The sequence below is a fragment of the Bradyrhizobium tropiciagri genome (assembly GCF_018130505.1).
Classification (GTDB): Bacteria; Pseudomonadota; Alphaproteobacteria; order Rhizobiales; family Xanthobacteraceae; genus Bradyrhizobium; species Bradyrhizobium tropiciagri_B.
Genome location: NZ_JAFCKH010000001.1, coordinates 53,941 through 75,536, shown reverse-complemented (window position 1 = coordinate 75,536; position 21,596 = coordinate 53,941). Strand labels below are relative to the sequence as shown.

General features: G+C 63.5%; 15 protein-coding genes. 12 read left to right on the top strand and 3 right to left on the bottom strand.

Translation table 11 applies throughout. The features are described 5' to 3' along the window. Positions 1 to 67: 67 nt before the first annotated feature. On the bottom strand, positions 68 to 739 hold the full coding sequence (locus JQ633_RS00330; RefSeq protein ID WP_211981150.1) for a response regulator transcription factor: 672 nt from the start codon (positions 737 to 739) through the stop codon (positions 68 to 70). 252 nt (positions 740 to 991) lie between these two features. Between JQ633_RS00330 and JQ633_RS00325 the strand changes: the two genes are divergently transcribed. Then, the gene (locus tag JQ633_RS00325; protein ID WP_211981147.1) at positions 992 to 1,369 is read left to right on the top strand and encodes a VanZ family protein; all 378 of its coding nucleotides are present in this window, start codon (positions 992 to 994) and stop codon (positions 1,367 to 1,369) included. A gap of 237 nt (positions 1,370 to 1,606) precedes the next feature. Beyond that, the gene (gene galE / locus JQ633_RS00320; RefSeq protein WP_211981145.1) at positions 1,607 to 2,611 is read left to right on the top strand and encodes a UDP-glucose 4-epimerase GalE; all 1,005 of its coding nucleotides are present in this window, start codon (positions 1,607 to 1,609) and stop codon (positions 2,609 to 2,611) included. Between the two features lie 60 nt (positions 2,612 to 2,671). On the opposite strand, the gene JQ633_RS00315 is transcribed toward galE, so the two are convergent. Further along, positions 2,672 to 4,084, bottom strand: coding sequence for a mannose-1-phosphate guanylyltransferase/mannose-6-phosphate isomerase (locus JQ633_RS00315; protein ID WP_211981144.1), 1,413 nt, complete (start codon positions 4,082 to 4,084; stop codon positions 2,672 to 2,674). A 469-nt stretch (positions 4,085 to 4,553) separates the two neighbouring features. Here JQ633_RS00315 and JQ633_RS00310 point away from each other — a divergent pair, with 469 nt between their 5' ends. From JQ633_RS00310 to JQ633_RS00275, 8 genes are all read left to right on the top strand, one after another. Continuing rightward, a complete protein-coding gene (locus JQ633_RS00310) occupies positions 4,554 to 5,669 on the top strand; it encodes a glycosyltransferase family 4 protein (protein ID WP_211981143.1) in 1,116 nt (371 codons plus the stop codon). Positions 5,670 to 5,995: 326 nt separating this feature from the next. Continuing rightward, a complete protein-coding gene (locus tag JQ633_RS00305; protein ID WP_349631496.1) occupies positions 5,996 to 7,162 on the top strand; it encodes a glycosyltransferase family 4 protein in 1,167 nt (388 codons plus the stop codon). A gap of 107 nt (positions 7,163 to 7,269) precedes the next feature. Continuing rightward, positions 7,270 to 8,616 (top strand): hypothetical protein, encoded by a 1,347-nt coding sequence (locus JQ633_RS00300; RefSeq protein ID WP_249158663.1) that lies wholly within the window; start codon positions 7,270 to 7,272, stop codon positions 8,614 to 8,616. An 87-nt stretch (positions 8,617 to 8,703) separates the two neighbouring features. Next, positions 8,704 to 9,942, top strand: a complete 1,239-nt coding sequence (locus JQ633_RS00295) for a glycosyltransferase family 4 protein (protein WP_211981141.1) — start codon at positions 8,704 to 8,706, stop codon at positions 9,940 to 9,942. Between the two features lie 51 nt (positions 9,943 to 9,993). After that, positions 9,994 to 11,391, top strand: coding sequence for a hypothetical protein (locus tag JQ633_RS00290; protein ID WP_211981138.1), 1,398 nt, complete (start codon positions 9,994 to 9,996; stop codon positions 11,389 to 11,391). Positions 11,392 to 11,731: 340 nt separating this feature from the next. Next, positions 11,732 to 11,908, top strand: coding sequence for a hypothetical protein (locus tag JQ633_RS00285; RefSeq protein ID WP_211981136.1), 177 nt, complete (start codon positions 11,732 to 11,734; stop codon positions 11,906 to 11,908). Positions 11,909 to 11,982: 74 nt separating this feature from the next. Beyond that, a complete protein-coding gene (locus JQ633_RS00280) occupies positions 11,983 to 15,897 on the top strand; it encodes an RHS repeat protein (RefSeq protein ID WP_211981134.1) in 3,915 nt (1,304 codons plus the stop codon). A 284-nt stretch (positions 15,898 to 16,181) separates the two neighbouring features. Next, on the top strand, positions 16,182 to 17,324 hold the full coding sequence (locus tag JQ633_RS00275; RefSeq protein ID WP_249158662.1) for an acyltransferase family protein: 1,143 nt from the start codon (positions 16,182 to 16,184) through the stop codon (positions 17,322 to 17,324). A 16-nt stretch (positions 17,325 to 17,340) separates the two neighbouring features. On the opposite strand, the gene JQ633_RS00270 is transcribed toward JQ633_RS00275, so the two are convergent. Continuing rightward, entirely contained in the window at positions 17,341 to 18,807 is a 1,467-nt protein-coding gene (locus tag JQ633_RS00270; protein ID WP_211981132.1) for a lipopolysaccharide biosynthesis protein, read from the bottom strand. A gap of 17 nt (positions 18,808 to 18,824) precedes the next feature. Between JQ633_RS00270 and JQ633_RS00265 the strand changes: the two genes are divergently transcribed. Together JQ633_RS00265 and JQ633_RS00260 are read left to right on the top strand one after the other, a co-directional pair. Beyond that, positions 18,825 to 19,775 carry a polysaccharide pyruvyl transferase family protein gene (locus tag JQ633_RS00265; protein WP_249158758.1) on the top strand — a complete coding sequence of 317 codons (951 nt, stop codon included), beginning with the start codon at positions 18,825 to 18,827 and terminating at the stop codon, positions 19,773 to 19,775. Between the two features lie 308 nt (positions 19,776 to 20,083). Further along, positions 20,084 to 21,559, top strand: a complete 1,476-nt coding sequence (locus JQ633_RS00260; RefSeq protein WP_211981128.1) for a lipopolysaccharide biosynthesis protein — start codon at positions 20,084 to 20,086, stop codon at positions 21,557 to 21,559. Positions 21,560 to 21,596 lie beyond the last annotated feature (37 nt).

Sequence of the window (21,596 nt, the reverse complement as noted above, 5' to 3'; positions counted from 1 at the left end):
CACCGGCTTTCCGAAACGATCATGCCAAACAAGAGATGCGCTGATGATGCCGATGCCCGCGCGACGATCAAGCGCCCGGGGGCGGCGACGCCAGCATGTAGCCGAGGCCGCGCACGGTCTGGATGATGTCGACCTCGAGCTTCTTGCGGATACGGCCGACGAACACCTCGATGGTGTTGGAGTCGCGGTCGAAGTCCTGGTCGTAGAGATGCTCGACCAGTTCGGTGCGCGAGACCACCCGCCCGGTGTGGTGCATCAGATAGTCGAGCAGATTGTATTCGTGCGAAGTCAGCTTGATCGGATTGCCGTTGACCGAAACGCGCTTGGTGCGGGTGTTCAGGATCACCGGGCCGCAGACCAGTTCGACCTGGGCATGCCCGGTCGAGCGGCGCAGCAGCGCGCGGATGCGCGCCAGCACCTCCTCGAGATGGAACGGCTTGGCGACGTAGTCGTCGGCGCCGGCGTCGAAGCCCTGCACCTTGTCGCTCCAGCGGTCGCGCGCGGTGAGGATCAGGACCGGCATCACCCGCTTGTTGCGCCGCCAGGCTTCCAGCACCGAGATGCCGTCCATCTTCGGCAGGCCGATATCCAGCACGACGGCGTCGTAGGGCTCGCTGTCACCGAGGAAATGCCCCTCCTCGCCGTCGAACGCGCGATCGACCACATAGCCGGCATCCGTCAGCGCGGTGGTGAGCTGGCGGTTCAGATCCGGATCATCCTCAACGACGAGCAGACGCACCTTGGCCTCCGAGGGTGAGCATTGCGAATTCCGTCATCAAATGAGGCTTCCGGCTGTGAACGGGCTATGAACGGGTGGAGCCGCGAAATGTTACATTTTGGTCATTTGCCGGTTTAGCAGATTTGCAACAGCCGGGCACGCCGGATCCCGGGGCGCCGGTATTAACGATAATAGCGGATCGGCGCGGCAAACCACCCCTCGCCGGGGCTTGCCGGTTGCGGCCGCCGCGCCCGTCGCCTACCCCTCTCCATTATGACTCAAAAGCTGTTTCGTATTGCGGGCTGGCTGGCGCTCGCCTTCATCGTGTTCGTCACGCTGTCGCCGATCGAAGACCGGCCGACCATCGGCAGCCCGCAGTTCGAGCATTTCATCGCCTTCACGCTGCTCGGGCTGGCGCTCGTGATGGGCTATCCGCGCCGCATCCTGCCGATCGTCGTGATCGTCCTCACCAGCGCGTTCGCGCTGGAGGCGATGCAGCTGCTGACGCCCGATCGCCACGGCCGTGTGCTCGATGCGCTGGTGAAGGCGGTGGGCGGACTCTGCGGAATCGGCGCCGGCCGGCTCGTGATGATGATCCTGCAGGACCAGATCTGCCGCTTCAAGAAGCTGCCCGAACAATCGGCGAGCTGATGGCTCCCGAGCGTTCAAGTTGCGATCGAACCGCCGAAGCATTGCGGCGTTAACCCAAACGATCGGCATGCTGCGATCGATGCTCCCGATCCCCGTCCTAGAAAACCTGTGAACTTGCAACCTATGCATTGACCATATTCGACGCGCACGCAAACAGCACTTGGCGTCGAAAAATGCGCAATGCTATGTATGGCGCGACGATGCGAAAATCGCCGTCGCGTAACGCAGAGACATCGCATGATCCTGGTCACCGGTGGCGCCGGCTATATCGGCTCACACGCTTGCGTCGCCCTGTTGTCGGCGGGCGAGGACGTCGTCGTCTTCGACAATTTCTCCAACAGCAGCCCCAAAGCACTGGACCGGGTACAGGCGATCTGCGGCAAGCCACTCGCCGTCGTCGAGGGCGACGTGCGCGATCAGGCCGCGCTCGAGAAGGCGCTAAGCGAGCACGGCTGCACCGCCGTGATGCATTTCGCCGGCCTGAAATCGGTGCAGGACTCCGTCGCCGAGCCGCTGGAATATTACGACCAGAACGTGATCGGCTCGCATCGGCTGCTTCGCGCCATGCGTGCAACCGGCGTGCGCAAGATCGTGTTCAGCTCGTCGGCGACCGTGTACGGCACGCCGCAGTTCCTCCCTTACACCGAGCAGCACCCGCTCAAGGCGGTCAATCCCTATGGCCGCACCAAGCTGGTGATCGAGGAGATGCTGCGTGACCAGCATGTCAGCGATCCGAGCTGGGGGATCGCGATCCTGCGCTACTTCAATCCGGTCGGCGCGCATGAGAGCGGCCTGATCGGCGAAGACCCCAAGGGCGTTCCCAACAATCTCGTGCCGTTCGTCGCGCAGGTCGCGATTGGGCGCCGCGACCGACTCAACATCTGGGGCAACGACTACAACACACCCGACGGCACCGGCGTGCGCGACTACATCCACGTGATGGATCTGGCCGACGGCCACGTGTCCGCGCTGAAGCTGCTCGATACGCCGCAATGCTTTGCGGTCAATCTCGGCACCGGCGCCGGCAGCAGCGTGCTCGACGTGATCAGGGCCTTCGAGGCCGCGAGCGGCCGGCCGATCCCCTACGACATCAAGCCGCGCCGCCCCGGCGACATCGACGCTTATTACGCCGCGACCGACTACGCGACCAGGCTGCTGGGATGGAAGGCCGTCCGGTCGCTCGAGACGATGTGCGCCGATCACTGGCGCTGGCAGAGCAGCAATCCGAACGGCTACGCCTGAGACACCCGACGCGAACGGACCGTGATGCGATCCTGAGATCGCATCACGATTCCTGTGAGCTCACGCGCGCTGATAATCGTCCTCGATGCGGACGATGTCGTCCTCACCGAAGTAGCTGCCGGTCTGCACCTCGATCAGCTCGAGCTGGATCTTGCCGGGGTTCTCCAGCCGGTGCACCGCGCCGATCGGGATGTAGATCGATTCGTTTTCGTGCACGGTCTTGACCAGCTCGTTGACCGTCACCTGCGCGGTGCCGCGCACCACGATCCAGTGCTCGGAGCGATGATGGTGCTTCTGCAGGCTGAGGCGTCCGCCCGGCCTGACGATGATACGCTTGACCTGGTGACGGTCACCATTGTCGACCGATTGATACGAACCCCAGGGCCGGTGCACCTTGATATGACTCTCGGTCACCTCGGGCGCGATGGCCTTGAGCTTGCTCACCAGCCGCTTCAGTCCGCCCTCGTCCTTCTGCCGCGACACCAGCACGGCATCCTGGGTGGCGACGACGACGAGATCGTCGACGCCTTCCAGCGCGACCAGCGCGCGGTCGGTCACGACGTTGCAGTTGCGGGAATCCTCGAACACCGCGGCACCACGCGCCGCGTTGCCCTGGCTGTCCTTGTCGGAAAGCTCCCAGACCTGGCGCCACGAGCCGATGTCGGACCATCCACAGGCCACCGGCACAACAGCCGCCTGCGAGGTCTTCTCCATCACCGCGTAGTCGATCGAGATCGCCTGCGCGGCAGCAAAGGATGGTGCATCGAGCTTGACGAAGCCGAGATCGCGCGCTGCGTTGGCAACTGACGCCTCGACCGAGGCGACGCTGTCGGCGTCGACATTGCGATACTCGTCGAGCAGCATCGAGGCGCGGAACATGAAGTTGCCGCTGTTCCAGAGATAGCCGGCATCGATATAGCCCGCCGCGGTCGCCGCATCCGGCTTCTCGACGAAGCGAGCGACGGCACGCACCTCACCGGCAACAACTTCGCCCGGATTGATGTAGCCGTATTCGGTGGCGGGCCGCTCGGGCCGGACACCGAAGGTGACGATGCGGCCCTGCTCGGCCGCCGCCAGCCCCTCGCGGCACGCCGCGACGAAGGCCGCGGTATCGCGCACAAGGTGATCGGCGGCGAGCGCCAGCACGATAGCGTCAGCATCGCGGTTCTGCGCAAACGCGGCGCCGGCTGCAATCGCCGGACCCGAATCGCGGCGCATCGGCTCCAGCAGCACGTCGGCCTCGAGGCCGACCTCGGCGAGCTGCTCCAGCACCATGAAGCGATAGGCTTCGTTGGTGATCACGATCGGACGCTCGAACGAGGCCGTGTCCGAGACCCGCAGCAGCGTCTCCTGGAAGGTCGAGCGCGCCCCGAACAGCGACAGGAACTGCTTTGGGTGCACCTCGCGCGAGGCCGGCCACAGCCGGGTGCCCGCACCGCCGCACATGATCAGGGGAATAATTCGTCGGTTCATCGATGCCTCAAGTCCTGTCGTGAATCATGATTTGATTGAGCAAGAACGATGCCAAGATGATGTCTACCATCGACATCGCGTTCCGCCGGCGCACGTCTTAAACGCCAACCACTTCATCCCTGTGAAAGTGACCGAACAAGGACGAGTGAACGGCATTCTCCGCGCGTCATATTTCTGTGCCTCAAGATTGCTCTCTGCGCGCTTACATCATGGCCCGATCCGTGCAGCGATCACCGGACATGATCACTGTAGCGAGCACTCAGGCGCGCTTGATGCCGTGTGCGGCACGAACCAAAGACGCGTTTGCGCACGTGGTCACGACAACAATTTGGTGAATCTGTGAATCGAACAACCGAATGATCAAATTTCGCGCAAAGGCTGTGTATCGAAATTGCATGCCTGCGCAAACGGCGATTGATCGCGCGGGCCCGATGTGCTTCCCAACGCACCGATCCAAAGAGGCAACGACTTGAAGATTTTCATCAATGGCCGCTTTCTTTCGCAGAAGCTGACAGGCGTGCAGCGTTATGCCGCGGAAATCGTCAAGGCGACGGACCAGCTGCTGGCGTCGGAGGAACTGCCCGCGCCGCTTCGTGGTGCGGAATGGACGGTTCTCGCCCCACTCGATGCCAGCGAGCAACTTGCGCTCAACGCCATAAGGATTCGCAATATCGGCAAGTTGAACGGTCATGCCTGGGATCAGGTCGACCTTCCGCGCGCCGCCGCGGGCGGACGGCTGATCAGCCTCGCGAATTCCGGCCCGGTACTGCATTCCAATCATCTCGTCGTGATTCACGACGCGCAGGTGTTTCGGCGGCCGGACTTTTTCGGCTGGCGTTATCTGGCGGTTCATCGCAGCCTCGATCGGCTGCTCGCCCGCCGCGCGACCATCGCCACGGTGTCCGACTTCTCACGCCGCGAACTCTCCGCCGTGCTCAACTTGCCGGCTGCGAGAATTCCCGTGTTCTCCAACAGCGCAGAACACTTTGCCGCCACAAAGCCGGATTTTGCGATCCTCGATCGCCTTGGTCTCGCACCTCAGCGATATTTTCTTTCCGTCGGTTCCATGACCAAGAACAAGAATATCTCGCTCGCGATCGAGGCGGCGCGGAGCTTGGGTCGTCCCGATGTGCCGCTGGTCGTGGTCGGCGGTGACAACAGCAAGGTGTTTCAAGGCAAGGCAACCGTGGCGGATCCCGGCGTCATTCTCGCGGGCCGGTTGAGCGACAACGAGATCGCCGCACTTTATGCGCGTGCCTTGGCGTTCGTGTTCCCGAGTCTCTATGAGGGGTTCGGCGTTCCGCCGCTGGAAGCGATGCTGTTCGGTTGTCCGGTCATCGCCTCGACCGCCGATGCGGTGCGCGAGACCTGTGGCGATGCGGCTGCCTATTTTGATGCCACTAACGCCGGCGAGCTGCGCCAGCGCATGCTCGAAAGATTGGCAGCCGGCGCGATCAGCGACGACGAACGAAACAGGCAGCGCGAGCGCATCGCGGCGTTTTCGTGGCGAAAGTCCGCGGAAGCCTTGATGCAGTTCCTGTCGGCGCAAATCGCCGCGAAAGCGGTGCACGCAAGCAACAGATGAGCGACATGCGCCTGCGTTGCCGCGAGAACGCAAGACAACTGCGCATCATCCGTTTGTCACGAACAATCTGCAATTGAATTCATCGATCCTGCTCGCATCGACAAGTTCCGTCGAAACGACGGCACTTTGATCATCCTGCGCATGAGTTCATCACAACACGCACATCGAACGGTCACAGTCGGTGATGATACGCCTCAATTCACGAAGCCGTCGTGATTGATGCGGCAAAAGACGATGGCCCAAGAACACCACATCGCGGCCACAATATTGCTTCGCATCTAAATGCACTTTAGTTGTATCGAGCTCGGGTTAGCGAAGGATCAACCGTGTCAGGTCTCACCACACCACCGATCAAGGTTCTGCACGTCGCTGAAACGATCCGGGGCGGCATTGCGAGCTACCTGAACGAGCTTCATCCGCAGCAGCGCGCGAGCTTTGGTGCCGGCAACGTGCATTATGTGGTGCCGTCCGATCATCGCGGCGACCTCGTCGCCATCGAAGACACCGAGATCACCACGTTCAACCGCTCCGGCCGCAGCGTGGCCGGACTGTTTCAGATGCTGCGCGCGACCCTGCATGCGATCGATGTCATGCAGCCGGACATCGTCCATCTGCATTCGTCGTTTGCCGGCCTCGTGCTGCGCCCGGCGCTGGCCGCCCGCGCGCGCAGGCCGCGCGTGATCTATTGCCCGCATGGCTGGGCGTTCTCGCGCGAGACCGGCCGGCTGAGCCACCAGGTGACGAAGTTCGCGGAGAACGCGCTGGCTCGAACCTCGGATCGAATCATCTGCATCTCCGGCGACGAACACACCGAGGCGGTGCGCGCCGGCATTGCATCCGGTCGCCTGAGCCTCGTGCACAACGGCATCTCGCGCAATCGCCCGGAGCCGCGCACCATCGCGGCGAGCTGGCCGACGAGGAAGACCAAGGTTCTCTTCATCGGCCGCCTCGACCGGCAGAAGGGTTACGATCTCCTGCTCGACGCCGCGCGATCGCTCGAGGATGTACTGGATGTACGCATCGTCGGGGCAGCGGTGGTCGGCAAGTTCGACGGATCGAAGGTCCCGGCCAACGTCTTCCTGCTCGGCTGGCTCGACCGGCAGCAGATCGAGGCCCAGCTCGACGCCGCCGACATCGTCGTCATCCCCTCGCGTTGGGAGGGATTTGGCCTCGTCGCGCTGGAGGCGATGCGCGCCGCCAAGCCGATTCTCGCATTCCGCATCGGCGCCCTGCCCGAGATCATCGAGGACGGCGTGACCGGCGTGCTTTGCGAGCCCGTCACGGCCACCCAGCTCGCCGATGGTTTCAAGCGGCTGCTCGAGGCCGATCTCGGCGTGCTCGGGCGACGCGGCTATGATCGCTTCAAGCAGCTCTACGACGTCGAGAAGACGCATCGCAGCCTGCGCCAGGTCTACATCGAGGTCCTGCACGGCGATGCCGCCCGGTCGCGACAGCAGACCGAACTGCAATCCAACCTATCCAACACCTTGTAACTGCGGCGCGCGAGCATTTGCGGCGACCGGGACGGAAGTCACGTCGACGCGGAGCCGTGCCGCGAAGCGCTGAAAGGATTGGGCAAAGCTTGCTGGCCGCTATCGACATGACCGCGAAAATCCCCAGGCCATCCCGGATGTGGAACGGATGCCGCGTCGCTGCGATGGCGCTCACGCTCGGCGTCGCCGCACAGACGGCAAGCGCCCAGGACCAACTTCCGCTGGACCAGCGCTTTGTCTTGGGCGTCGGAACGCATCAGGGGCTGGGCGGTCCGGTCAGCACGCGCGGCTATGTGCCCGCGGTCAATGTCGAGCAGATCAGGCAGCTCGGCCTCACCGCGTTCCGTGACGATTTTCCGTGGTCGGACTTCGAACAACCGGGCAAGCGGATGGGCTTCACGCCGCAGCTCGGCCGGCTCGAACGCCAGATCAAGTCGGGCGTCGGGCGTCCGTTCCTGATCCTCGCCTTCGGCCATCATCTCGTTCCGAACTCGATGCCGCCGACCACCGACGAGGCGCGTCAGCGGTTCGCGGCCTACGCGGCGGCCGCCGCGCAATCGGTAGCGCAGCAGCAGCCGGTGTTCGAACTCTGGAACGAGTGGAACGGCGCGGCGAAGAAGGACCCCGCCGGCTTCTCGGTCGCAAACTACCTGGCGCTCGCCAAGGTGACGCGGCCGGCGGTGAAGAGCGTCGCGCCGAATGCGCAATTCGTCGTCGGTGCGATCGCCGACGATCCCGGCTTCGCCTGGACGCAGCAGTTGCTGCAGAGCGGCGTCCTGCAATATGCCGACGGCATCTCGATCCATCTTTACAATTTCTGCATGGCGCCGAGCCGGCGCACGGCCGGCGAGATCATCGAGCGGCTGCAGGCGTTTCGCCAATTGGTGACGCAGGCGAGCGGCAAGCCGGATTTTCCGATCTACGTCACCGAGGCCGGCTGGACCACGGCATCGGCCAAATGCGGCGTCAGCGAGCAGGTGCAGGCCGACAATCTGGCGCAGCTGATCCTGTGGGCCTCGACCGCCTCGTCCTGGCTCAAGGGAATCTCGATCTACGAGCTCAAGGACAGCGGAAAGAATCCGGCGGGGCTGGAGGACAATTTCGGCCTCTACCACTTCGACAACAGCCCAAAGCCCGCGGCCTGCGCGGTTCGCGGCGCCTGGGCTTTCGTGCGCTCCAGCGTCACGGCCGAAGCCAAGAAGCTCTCGAGCGACGTCGTCGCCATCAAGGCTTCGAGCGCCGACGGCGACAAGGTCGCGGTCTGGACGCAGGATCAAAACCGTCACTACGAGGTCCGCCTGAAGGGCGATGTCCCGAACGCGACCTTTGAAACACCTTGCGAAGCGTCCGCCGAGCCCGCGTCGGGCGGGTGGATGCCTGTTTCAAGCACGCCTCTTTTGATTACCGCGGTCGGCGGTGCGCTTCCCGACCTGGAATTGCGGCCAGCCAGGTAGCTGGTCGATGCAAAGTGCCGTGTCCGAACCTTGGACCGGGCGGCGTGCAATGCGCCGTGCGGGACGCATTCTCGAGAGAGATTGAAAATGAAGATTCTTTTGACGTCCTCACTCTACCCGACACCGAAAGCGCCGAAGCTGGTCGGCGGCGCCGAGGTCTTCGCCCGCCGCTTCGCCGAAGATCTCAGAGGCCACGGCGACGAGGTCGAGGTGATCCGCGCCGCGTCGGCGCCAAATCAGGAGCCGGAGCAGTGCAACGGCATCAACATCTATTCGGCGCCGGTGCACAACGTGTATCTGCCGTTCACCGAACAGCGCAACGTCGCGCTGCGCAGCCTCTGGCACAGCGTCGAGGATTGGCAGATCTTCGCGCCGATGGTCGCCGAGCGCATCCGCACCTTCAAGCCGGACGTTCTGCACTCCAACAATCTGTCGGGACTGACCACCGCGATCTGGCGCGTCGCCGCCCAGCTCGGCGTTCCCGTGATTCACACCATCCATGACTATTACCTGACCTGCCCGCGCTGCTCGCGGTTCACTGACGGGCGGGTCTGCGAGCACACCTGCCCGACCTGCGAGCTGCTCACCTATCATCGCCGCCGCGCCACGCACTGGCTCAGCGCCGTGGTCGGCGTCAGCCAGCGCGTGCTGTCGATCCACACCGACCTCGGCCTGTTCGCCGACACGCCGATCCGCACCGTGATCCACAACGCCTCGACGGCGCCGCCGACCACGCCACACCCGCGCCCGGTCTGCACCGACGAGGTCACTTTCGGCTTCATCGGCCGATTGACCGAGGAGAAGGGCATCGAGAATTTGATGCGCGCGCTCGCCATGCTGCCGCGCGAAAATTTCCGTACCTTGATCGCGGGCCGCGTCAGCGAGCCGGAACAGCAGCGTCTCAAGGCGCTGGCGCCGGAGGCGCGTGTCGAGTTCATGGGCTTCGTCGCCCCCGACGATTTCTACCGCGCGGTCGATGTCGTGGTTGCGCCGTCGATCTGGCACGATCCGGGACCGCTCGTCGTCGCCGACGCCAAGGCGGCCGGCCGGCCGCTGCTCGGAACGCCGTTCGGCGGCATGCCGGAAGCGATCGAGCACGGCGTTACCGGCTGGCTGACCGATCCCGATCCGGAATCGCTGGCAACCAGCATGCGCGCGATCGCCGCCGATCCGCAGAAGATCGTCGAGATCAGCGAGCGGCTGATCAACGCCACCAATGTGTGGACGTTCGCCGACGTCGTCACCGAGTACAGGAAGCTGTACGACCGCTTGTGCGAGGCGGGATCGGCAATGCCGGTCTCCGCGATGTCGCTGCGCGCCGGTTGAGATTGCTCGACCGGCCGCCGGCAACTCCGGCGAAGCACCTTCAGGGCCGACATGATCCGCCTTTTCGCCGTTGCCGGCTACGTCTACCAGAGCCTGCTTGCGATCGTCCTGATCTTCGCGGGCAGCCACCTGCTGCCCGCCGCCGACTACACCAACTTCTCGCTGGCGCTGGCGTCGAGCCAGTTGCTTTGCGTCTTCATGTTCGAGTGGCTGCAGCTCGCCGGGCTGCGCTTCCTCGCGGCGGCAAAGGAAACTGAAGCCGCGCGCCTGCGCGCATCGCTGTTCGCCGCGGGCGGCTTGAGCGCGGTCGTGCTGGTCGCCGTCGGCGGCGGCGCGTCGCTGTTCAGTTCGCTGGCGCGCGAAGTCGTCGTGGTCGGGCTTGCCATCGCGGTGCTCCAGGGCGTCACCGATCTTTACTTCCTGGCGATCCGGCTGTCCGACGGCCTCGGCACCGCCTCGTTCCTGATGGCGCTGCGCGCGAGCGCCGTGCTCGGCGGAGCGGTCACCGGCGCGCTCATTGGCGGAACCGCGCATGCGACGCTGCTCGGCATCGCCGCCGGCCATGCCATCGGGCTCCTCGTCGGCACCACCGCCCATCGCACGCCGCTGCAGATCGTACCGTTCCGTACGATGCTGTCGCATTGGGCCGAGTTCTGCAGCTACGGCATGCTCGCCGCCGGCGCCTCCGTGGTGCATCTGTCGGTCCCGGTGATGCTTCGCTTCATCGTGATCAGCAAGCTCGGCGCCACCGACGCCGGCGCCGGCTTCTCGGTCGCGCTCGACCTGCTGCAGCGTCCGTTCTGGGTGCTCAACGCGGCGATCCACACCGTCAGCTATCCGGATGTGGTGCGCGATTTCGAGCATGGCGGCGAGCTCAAGGCGCGGCAGACCACCGGCCGGATGTTCGACTTCATGCTCTGCACCACCCTCGTGCTGCTCGGCGGGCTGATCGGCTTCATTCCGGACGCCGGCCGTCTCCTGTTGCCGCTCGCCAGCCAAGCCGGGTTCCAGGCGACAGCGCCGGTCGTGGCGCTGTTTTGCTTCCTGCACACCCACCTGCAGGCCACCGCCGCGGTCGTTCCGCATCTGGAGAAGCTGGCGGTCCGGCTGGTCGCGGTCGCGGCCGGACAACTCGCGCTCGTCATGCTGAGTACGGCCATCGCCAGCCAGATCGGCGTGTCGCCGGTCGGCGCGGTTGCCTGCGCGGCGGCCGCGACCGCGTTTACCCTGCTGTTCGCACTCGGCCCGACCGTCAGGTTCGGCGCCCTGTTGCGCCGGCGGCTGGCGATCGAGGCCGCCGTGGCCGGTGCCTTGATCGCCTCGCTCGCAGCCCTGCCGTCGCTGCCGGCGTATTGGCTTGCGGGCAAGGTCGTCGCCGCCGGACTGCTGACGGCGCTCGTCGCCTGGCGCGGCGACTTCCTGATGCTGGCGCGCCGCAATCGTATGTAACGTAGCGGGTTGTGCACGCGACCGTGCGCGCTGTTGGTTAAGAGTTCCTGTCGAATCGAGCCAGCGCCAACGTCGATTCAATCAATGATTGTCCTAAGATATGTCACCCGTCTGAACGAGAGCATCACGCCGCTGTCGGTTGCTCGATGCGACAATCCGCGCACAAATAAATTTTCTTCGCCGCATCGTCGTTTCGTCTATCCGTAGAATTGCGGAAACGCATTCGCCGTGCGCGCGAGATGGCACATGAATTCGAAACGTCGAAGGACGACCGAGATCACTCGAATGTCGTGAACATCAGCTAAAACAGCAGCAAGCGTAGTGTTGTGCGAGTGAATTCGTGATCAGCCTGCGCATATTTTCAGCAAACGCGATCCTGCACGGAAGAAATCTCGAAAGCGCCTTGGTCACGCCATCGTGCTTCGTGATGAATGCACTTCATCGCGCGATGGCGGCGGCAGCAAAGTTCCGCAACGGAACAGCCTGCCCGGTTTCGTCTGCTTCGATTTTTATCTGAAATTCATACCCAAAGTAGACGCTTCACCACTAAGCCAGCGGACAATTCCGTTCGCCTCCAAAATCGAGCATGCAATGTCGACATCCGACCAGTCCGTTCTCTCCGCCAGCGGCTTCATCAACTCCATCGGCGTGAACACACACGCAGGGTTCGCGTGGGGTGGCTACAACAATCTCGCGATGATGACCGATGATCTCAAATATCTCGGCGTTACCCATCTGCGCGACGCGATGGCGACCAGTCCGCAGGCCGCGCCCGTCGTCGCAGGCCTCGCGGCCGCCGGCTACACGTTCGACTTCATCGTGTCGTCGGCGCTTCCCTCATCGGGCAGCGCCGGGCTGCAGGCCTACCTGGCATCGCTGGAGAAGTTCCTTGCCAGCAATCCGGGCAGCATCACCGCGATCGAAGGGTTGAACGAGGCCAACCATCAACCGTTCTCCTACAACGGCAGTTCGAGCCTCAAGGCCGCGGCCGCGTTCCAGAGCGCGCTGTATCAGGCGGTGAAGGCCGACGGCAGCCTCGCCAGCATTCCCGTCTACAATCTCTCGCTCGCCTACAACGATCCGCAGGGCTACAAGCAGCTCGGCGACATGTCGAGTTCGACCGACTACACCAACGCCCACGCCTATGTCAGCACGGGCACCAACCCGGAAGACTCGCTTGCGGCAACGTTGGCCGCGGTCCAGTCGGCAGCGGCCGGCAAGCCCGTGGTCATCACCGAGACCGGCTACACGACGCAGGCCGACACCAAGTTTCTCGGCGTCGACCAGACCGTGCAGGCCAAATCGATCCTCAACACCCTGGTCGATGCCTACAAGGCCGGCGTCTCCTCGACCTATCTCTACGAGTTGTTCGATCGCAACTCGGCCGCGAGCGACACCAATCCGGAGAACAATTACGGCCTGTTCAATTCCGACGGCACGCCGAAGCTCGCTGCGACCGCCATCCACAATCTGACGACGATTTTGGCCGACGACGGCACCGGCGGCCATCAGCCGACCGATCCGCTGAACTACACGCTGAGCAACATGCCCTCCACCGGCAACAGCATGGTGCTCGGCAAGAGCAACGGCACCTACGATCTCGTCGTCTGGGCAGAGCCGAAGCTCTGGAACGATGCGAGCGACAGCGAAATCTCCAATCCGACGCAGACGGTTACGGTGAACCTCGGTGGCGTGCACCATTCCGTCAACGTCTACGACACGATGGGCGGCACCACGCCGATCGCGACTTACACCGACGTCAACAGCATCGCGATTCCGGTCAGCGATCATCCGATCGTCATCGAGATTGACGCGCCCGACACGACGCCGACAACGCCGCCGAACCCGACCACGGTGAGCGGCACCGCCGCCGAGATCGTGCCGCAGCTCTCCGAGCTCAACGATGCAAGCGCGCTGCAGTCGATCACGCTGACCGACACCCATGTGCTGCCCGTCGCCTCGGTGTCGACGATGAACTACATCATCTCGCACTATGGCCATGCGTTGGCCGCGATCCAGGGCGGCTACTCCTTCTCGGTAACCAATGAGGCCACCAGCTGGAGCCAGACCCGCAGCTACGATTCGACCGGAAAGCTGACTTCGACCTCGAACACCGGCCTGACCAGCAGTGGCCAGCCGATGACGACCAACATCACCCACACCGACGGCTCCTCGGACGCGATCGGCTATACCAACGGCGTGAAAAGCAGCTTCATCCATGTCGCCACCGACGGCACCCGCACCACCGACACCTACAATACGGCAGGCGTGGTCACCAAAGAGGTGGTGCAGAAGGCGAACGGCTACTACTCGACCACGCTCTACAGCAACGGCACCAAGACCCAGGCCTACGTCAAGAACGCCGACGGCAGCCAGGACAACACCACTTATAATGTCACCGGGCAGGGCTACACCACGCAGGTGCAACACGTCGATGCGAGCGGCAAGATCACCTCGGTGACCCGCACCCACGCCGACGGCTCGCTCGATTCGACGCAGGTCTACAACAGCGACGGCAGCAGCGTCATCACCACCTACAACGCCGCGGGCGTCAAGCAGGTCGAGACCGACTATCACGCCGACAAGAGCAAGGACGTCTGGCTCTACAACGTCACCGGCCAGAACTACACGACCGAGCACGACATCTACGACGCGACCGGCTTCCTGACCACGATCGCGCGCCGGCATGCCGACGGCTCCCTCGCCTTCAAGCTGGTCCAGAGCAAGGACGGCACCAAGACCACCGACTGGTACGACGCCAAGGGCGTCATCACCAGCGAGGTGGTGCAGAAGCCCGGCGGCTACAATTCGACGACGACGTACAGCAACGGCGTGAAGAATGCGGCCTACATCCACAACGCCGACGGCAGCCAGGACAATTGGTCCTACAACGTCACCGGCCAGAGCTTCACCACGCAGCACCTGCACGTTGATCCGTCGGGCAAAGTCACGGCCGTGACCCGCACCCACGCCGACGGCTCGCTCGATTACACCCAGGTCATCAATCCCGACGGCAGCAGCACGACCGCCAATTACAACGCCAGCGGCGTCAAGATGTCCGAGACCGACCGTCATGCCGACGGCTCAAAGGACGTCTGGACGTACAACATCACCGGCCAGACCTATACGACCGAGCACGACGTCTACGATGCGAGCGGGTTCCTCACCACGCTGGTGCGCCGGCATGCCGACGGCAGCCTTGCCTTCAAGCTCGACCAGACCAAGGACGGCACCAAGACCACCGACTGGTACGACACGTCAGGCCATCTCACGAGCGAGGTGGTGCAGATGTCCAACGGTTACAATTCGACAACGACGTACAACAACGGCGTGAAGACGGCGGCCTACATCCACAACGCCGACGGTAGCCAGGACAATTACTCCTACGACATCGTCGGCCAGAGCTATGCCAGCCAGCATCAGCATCTCGATGCATCGGGCAAGCTGACCGAGATGGACCGCCATCATGCCGACGGCACGCTGGACTACACCCAGATTGTCAATCCCGACGGTAGCAGTGTGGTCACCAACTACAACTCGGCAGGCGTCAAGACCACCGAGACCGACTACCACGCCGACGGCTCGCGCGACGTCTATCTCTCGAACATCACCGGTCAGACCTACGCCAACGAGCACGACAGCTACGACACCAGCGGGTTCCTCACCAGCATCGTGCGGACCCATGCCGACGACAGCCTCGCCTTCAAGCTGGTGCAGACCGCGGACGGCCACAAGACCACGGACTGGTATGACAACTCCGGCGTCATCACCAGCGAGGTGGTGCAGAAGGCCGACGGCTACAATTCGACGACCTCCTACACCAACGGTGTTGCGACGGCTGCCTTTATCCACAATGCCGACGGCAGCCAGGACAATTACCGCTACCACATCACCGGCCAGACCTACACCACGCAGCACCAGCATCTGGATGCGGCCGGCAATCTGACGGAGATCGACCGGACCCACGCCGACGGCACGCTGGACTACCAGCAGGTGGTCCACAGCGACGGCAGCAAGCTGACCGATTACTACGACAGCGTCGGCACCAAGACCCAGGAAGTCGCCAACAACGCCGACGGCACGCGGGACGTGTTCCTGTTCAACTTCAACGGGCAGCACGGCCTCACCCAGCACGAGAACTACAGCGCGTCGAATCAGCTGCAGTTCTTCGATGACTACAACACCAGCGGCGTCCACAACGTCACCGCTGTCGCGTCCGGGGTCACCCTCCAGGGCGGCAACGGCAACGACGTGTTCTCGGCGACGCCGGCATCGACGACGGTGGCGTTCGATCACGGCCACGACCAGATCTTCAACTTCCAGGCCGGTGATGCCGCCACGCACGACATCATCGAGATCTCCAAGGCGCTGGTCACGGACTACAGCCATCTGCAGGTCACGCAGTCCGGCACCGACGCTCTGGTCACGATGTCGGCCGACGATTCGATCCTGCTGAAGAACGTCAACGTCGCCAGCCTGACCAGCCACGACTTCCTCTTCGTCTGAAGACGGCGGATTGTTGGCGAGACTGCATCAACTTTGCGGATGATCGGAACGAGCAAGCCTCGTTCCGATCATCCGATCAAATATTGGGCGCCTGCCTCATCGCGAGGCGCGAATGGCGCGATAAACAATCTTTATTCCGTACGATTTGAACCATAGCTTGGTGTGAACGAACACGTTCGCAGTTCCGGTGCTGCATCACCGTGATTTGCGCCGCGCAACCGGCAGCGCCGCGAACTTGTGTCACAATCGGCCTCTAAAGAAAAACCTCCGCCGCACGAGACCTGATGCCCGACATGGAAGCCACTGAGCCAAGACGATTCGTCGTTCTCGATTTCTACAGGTTCGTCGCCGCGCTCGGCGTCTTCATCTTCCATCTGAAGAACATCGACAAGGGCATCTCGCCGGCCTGGAACGGGTCCTACGGCCTGTTCGTCGACATGTTCTTCATCCTGTCCGGCTTCGTGATCTCCTATTCCTACCCGTCGACATCGACCGGCGTTCGCTCCTATGCTCGCTTCCTGGTCCGGCGCATCGCGCGGATCTATCCGCTGCATTTGTTGACGCTGCTGGCATTCGCCGGCCTCGCCTTCATCGGGATCGCGGGTCCGACCGCGCATTCCGGCCTCACCGACTTCCTGTACAACCTGTTCCTGGTGCAGGCCTGGGGCGTCACCGACCACCTGAGCTTCAACTCGCCGTCCTGGTCGATCAGCGCCGAACTGTTCTGCTATCTGCTGTTCCCGCTGATGATGCTGCTGGCAACCTCGGTGCGCCCGATCGTGCTCGCCATCATCGTGGCCGCGAGTTACGGCATCCTCGCCCACGGCTTCCTGCCAATCTGGGCCGAGCGGTCGCAGATGTATGGCGCGAATTTCGATTACGGCATGCTGCGCGCCCTGCCGAGCTTCCTGAACGGCATCCTGCTCGCGATCCTGTTCAGACTATCCGGTCCGTACCGCAAGAAGCCGGTCGCGATCGCGGGCATTGCGCTGTTCGGCCTTTCGGTGCTGATCCTCAACGTCTTCGCCAAGCCGGACCTTGCGATCATCCTGTTCTCGCTTGCGATCCTCTGCACGGCGGTCGGCGAAAGCGCGTTCAAGAAGTTTCCCGGTTCGGCTTGGCTCGGCCGCCTCGGCAACACCTCCTATGCGATCTACATGCTGCACGAATTGCTGCTGATCCTGCTGTTCAAGCCAGCCTGGAGCTATCTCGGCCTGCAGCCAGGCGCGTTTGCGCTGTTCGCGCTGGGCTGCTGCGTCGTGCTCACGATCGCCGCCGACATTACCTACACTTATGTCGAGAACCCGGCGCGTAAGCTGCTCAACCGTCTTGCCCCGGCGGCCGACAAGCCGGCCGCAACACTCCGTCCCGCCGGCGGCGAGGCACTCGACCTCGCCGAACGCGGACAGACGGCGCGGGCCGGTTGAAATTTATTGCGTCCGGTCAGGTGGCGGAGCGCCGGATGCGGCTCATGACCTGATGCCACACCTGCTTCACCGCGGGCCGCGCCACCAACAGGACGACCGCGAGATAAACGGCGGCGCCGAGCACGGTGAGCACCGCCAGCCGCAGCCAGGGCGACGCCGGCGGCAGCGCGTAGGACGCAGCCATCACCGCGGCGGCCATCACCGCCGAACCCGTGAAAGCCGGCAGCAGCGCCGCAGCGTAGCGCTTCACGGGAAGCTCGAGGATGCGGATCGAGGCGCCCGCCGACAATGGATACAACAGCAGCGCGCGGACCACATAACCCACCGCGATCGCAATCAGCCCGAACGGCGCGGCGACGATGAAGATCGCGATGTTGGAGACCGCATAGATGAACGTCAGCCAAGTCTGCCAGTGCGGCTTGCCGAACGCCAGGATCACCGAGTGATTGTACAGCCCGATCGTGGTGAGAAATCCCGTCACCGACATGATCGACAGCAGCGGTGCCGATTCCTGCCATTTGGCGCCGAAGAAGGCGAGGATCAGGTCCGGCGACAGCGCGGCGATGCCGGCGAAGATCGGCGCCGTCAGCAGCGAGGTGTACATCACGAAGTCGAGCAACGTGGTCGCCGACGCGTTGCGGTCGTGCTGCAGGCCGGCGATGGTGGCGAAGAACACCCGGTTGAGCGCGTTGCCGATCACCGTGCTGACGGCATTCACCAGCCGCTTGGCGAGGCTGTAGAAGCCTGCGCCGGCCGCGCCGGTGTACCAGGTGACGAAGATCAGGTCGGAATTGGCGTTGGCGAAGTTCGTGACACCGGTCAGCGCCACGTAGCGTGCATAACGCAGCAGGTCATAGGCGGTGTGCCGGCTGAACTGGAAGCCCGGACGCCACGGCGTCAGCGACCACAGGCTGACCAGCGAGATCAGCGACGTCGTCACCAATTGCCCGACCAGCGCCAGCACACCGTAGCCCTGGCTCGCCAGTCCGATGCCGACCGCACCGCCGATCGAGATCGAAAACATCGAGCGCATCGCGAGCGAACGAAACTGCTGGTTGCGCGTCAGCCACGCCTCATGCGTGCGCGACAGGCCCTGCACCGCGACCACGATGCAAAATCCCTTCAGGACCAGCGAAAGGTCGTGCAGGCCCGAATAGCGCTCCAGCGCGTTGCTCGAGGCGAACAGCAGCACGGCGGCGAGCAGCGAGAACGCGGCAATCAGCCAGAACGAGGCGTTATAGTCCTCGTCTTTCGGCTGCGCCCGCGCCTGCACCGCGATCGCGATGCTCTCGATCAGCACCGCGCGGCAGAAATCCAGCGCCAGCGCGCCGCTCGCCACGATGCCGAGGATCTGCGGCGACAGCAGCCGCGCCATGATGACGTAGATGGTGAGCGTCAACGCCTGCGCCACCGCGGAGTCGATCGTCGACCAGATGACGCCCGACACGATCGAGCGCGGCTTGATAGGAATCTGTTGGTTCAAGGTCAAACTTGCCGGATATGTTCAGACACGGGCTGCCACACCAACTCCACCAGAGCGCCCCGATACGACCAACAGTCGCCTTGCCTCGACGCAGGAATGACACTATCGGTACCCTACCATCTGGGACACAACGCTGCATGAACTTTCGACACGACTTCCGAAAATTGATCAGGAAGCTCGGCTATGACTATGCGTATCCGCTTCCATATCCGCACGTCGAACTGTTCTTCTGGGAGCCGGACGACGGAACCGTGAACTTCGGCGATTTCTTGTCCGCCGTGGTCGTCGACCAGTGTTTGCGACAGTCTGGCTACACCCGCGCCGATGAAGCATCGCGCAACGCGCGCATGCTCGCGATCGGATCGATCCTGCATTATGCGCGCAACGGTGACGTCATCTGGGGATCGGGACTGAACGGCCGCGCGGGCCAGGAGAACCTCCACCCGTCGGTGACACATCTCGACGTTCGCGCCGTGCGCGGCCCGCGCACCCGGGAGATCCTGCAGCGCCGCGGGCAGTCGGTGCCCGAGGTGTTCGGCGATCCCGCGCTGCTGTTGCCGCATCTGTTTCCCGGCCGCTTTCAGCCGCGCGCGAAAGTGCCGTGGGCGTTCGTGCCCAACCTGCACGACATCCGCCTGTTTGATCCGAACGCGGCCAACATCATCACGCCGCTCGGCTCGTGGAATCGTCGTATCGAAGCCATCCTCGAGGCGGAGTTCGTGCTGGCAAGTTCGCTGCACGGCCTCATTGTCGCCGAGGCCTACGGCATTCCCGCGCGCTACGTCAGGTTGAGCAACTCCGAAGCCGAGTTCAAGTATCGCGACTACTACGAAGGCACTGGACGCTTCGATGTCGAGTTCGCGACCAGCATCGAGCAGGGCAAGGAGATGGGCGGCGCCGCGCGCCCGAAGTTTAATCATCAGCCATTGATCGATGCATTCCCTGTCGATCTCTGGAGCAGAAGCTGACACCGAGCTTACAACTCGAGATACATCTTCTCATCATCGCACTCGCGCCGGAATCTTTCCGCGCGAGCGATTGATCCGCGCCATTCAAAAGACACGCACGAACGGATAGTCGACGCCGCTGCCGGTGACGCGCGCTGCTTTGCGTAGCGCACAACGCAGAGCGACGTTCGAATTCGCGTCTATCTGCATTGATACTCCCGACCGGCAGCGCAGCGCTTTTGTGCGCGCGATACTTTGCCGTTGCATTGACCGTTTGCCTCTCCAGCAGCGCCTGAAGACCCCAGCTCCACCGTCGGGAGAAGCCTGTCTTGACCGAACTCAACATGCGTTTCTCCGAAGATGAGCAGTCGCGCAACGTACGCAGCGGCGCGCTCGCCGGTGTCGCCACCCAGCTCGTGCGCGTCGCGACGCAGGCCGGCTCGGTCGTCATGCTGTCGCGCCTGCTCACGCCGTCGGACTTCGGCACCTACGCGATGGCTTCGCCGGTGCTGGCGTTCGCCGTGCTGTTTCAGGATCTCGGCCTCGGCCATGCGACGGTGCAGAAGGACGAGCTGACCCAGAACGAGCTGAGCTCGCTGTTCTGGGTCAACCTGTCGGTCGGTGCGCTGCTCGCGATCACGCAGGTGGTGCTGTCGCCGCTGGTCGCGATGTTCTACGGCGATCCGGACCTCGCTGCACTGACGTCCGGCATGAGCCTGACGCTGCTACTCAGCGGCGCCGACGTCCAGCATCTATCGCTGCTGACGCGGCAGATGCGCTTCTGGACGCTGGCCGGCCTCGAATCCGCGGCCGCGCTGAGCGGGCTGCTGACCTCGATCGTGATGGCGTTTATCTGCCATAGCTATTGGGCGATCCTCGCCGGCAGCCTGGCCTCTGGCGTGGTGCTCGCGGGCGGCGCGTGGCTGAGTTCCGGATGGCTGCCGTCGAAGCCTGGCTCGATCACCGGCGCGCGCGACATGCTGAATTTCGGCCTCGGCGTCACCGGCTTCAACCTCGCCGAATTTCTCTCCCGCAACACCGACGGCGTGCTGATCGGCAAGGTGTGGGGCGCCGCGCCGCTTGGCGCCTACAACCGAGCTTATCGCCTGCTGCTGTTTCCGCTACAGCAGGTCACCAATCCGATGATCCGGATCATGCTGCCGACGCTGTCGAGCCTGCTGAAGGAGCCCGCGCGCTATCGGGATTCCTTCCGCCGAGCCGTGCTGCCGGCCTTCCTGGTCGTGCTACCCGGAGTTGCATTCATGATCGCCTCGGCCGACACACTGGTCGAGACCCTGCTCGGCGCGCAATGGCGGGACGTCACGCCGATCTTCATCGGCCTCAGCGTGGCAGGGCTCCTGCAAACCACGAACAGCCCGGCCAACTGGCTGTTCCTGAGCCAGGGCCGCACCCGCGAATACATGCGCTGGGGCATGTTCAGCGCCGTCACCTCGATGCTCGCTTTCGCCTGCGGCCTGCATTTCGGACCGGTCGGCGTGGCGAGTGCGTACTCGCTCAGCGAATGCCTGCGCACGCCGATCCTGTGGTGGCTGGTCGGACGCGACGGTCCGATCCGTCATCGCGATGTCATCAGGGTGATCGGGCCGCATCTGGCCGGCGCCGTCGCGTCGGTCGCAGCCGCGCATCTGCTGCACCTCTGGCTGCTGATGCGGTCGATCGACGCCGTGCCCGATCTCATGGCTTGCGTCTGCATGTCCTACGCAGTCTCGTTCATGATCGTATCGCTGTTTCCGGTCAGTCGCGGCGAGATCAGGCGATACGTTCCGGGTTTCAGCAGCCGATGATGTGATCGGCAAGAGGCCTGAATTCAGCCGTGTTCAT

What these genes read in the sequence shown, in the direction of transcription:
- JQ633_RS00325 (WP_211981147.1), top strand. Translation starts at nt 992, where the DNA reads ATGACTCAAAAGCTGTTTCGTATTGCGGGCTGGCTGGCGCTCGCCTTC.
- JQ633_RS00280 (WP_211981134.1), top strand. Translation starts at nt 11,983, where the DNA reads ATGTCGACATCCGACCAGTCCGTTCTCTCCGCCAGCGGCTTCATCAAC.
- JQ633_RS00275 (WP_249158662.1), top strand. Translation starts at nt 16,182, where the DNA reads ATGCCCGACATGGAAGCCACTGAGCCAAGACGATTCGTCGTTCTCGAT.
- JQ633_RS00315 (WP_211981144.1), bottom strand. Translation starts at nt 4,084, where the DNA reads ATGAACCGACGAATTATTCCCCTGATCATGTGCGGCGGTGCGGGCACC.
- JQ633_RS00290 (WP_211981138.1), top strand. Translation starts at nt 9,994, where the DNA reads ATGATCCGCCTTTTCGCCGTTGCCGGCTACGTCTACCAGAGCCTGCTT.
- JQ633_RS00300 (WP_249158663.1), top strand. Translation starts at nt 7,270, where the DNA reads ATGACCGCGAAAATCCCCAGGCCATCCCGGATGTGGAACGGATGCCGC.
- JQ633_RS00295 (WP_211981141.1), top strand. Translation starts at nt 8,704, where the DNA reads ATGAAGATTCTTTTGACGTCCTCACTCTACCCGACACCGAAAGCGCCG.
- galE (WP_211981145.1), top strand. Translation starts at nt 1,607, where the DNA reads ATGATCCTGGTCACCGGTGGCGCCGGCTATATCGGCTCACACGCTTGC.
- JQ633_RS00265 (WP_249158758.1), top strand. Translation starts at nt 18,825, where the DNA reads ATGTTCAGACACGGGCTGCCACACCAACTCCACCAGAGCGCCCCGATA.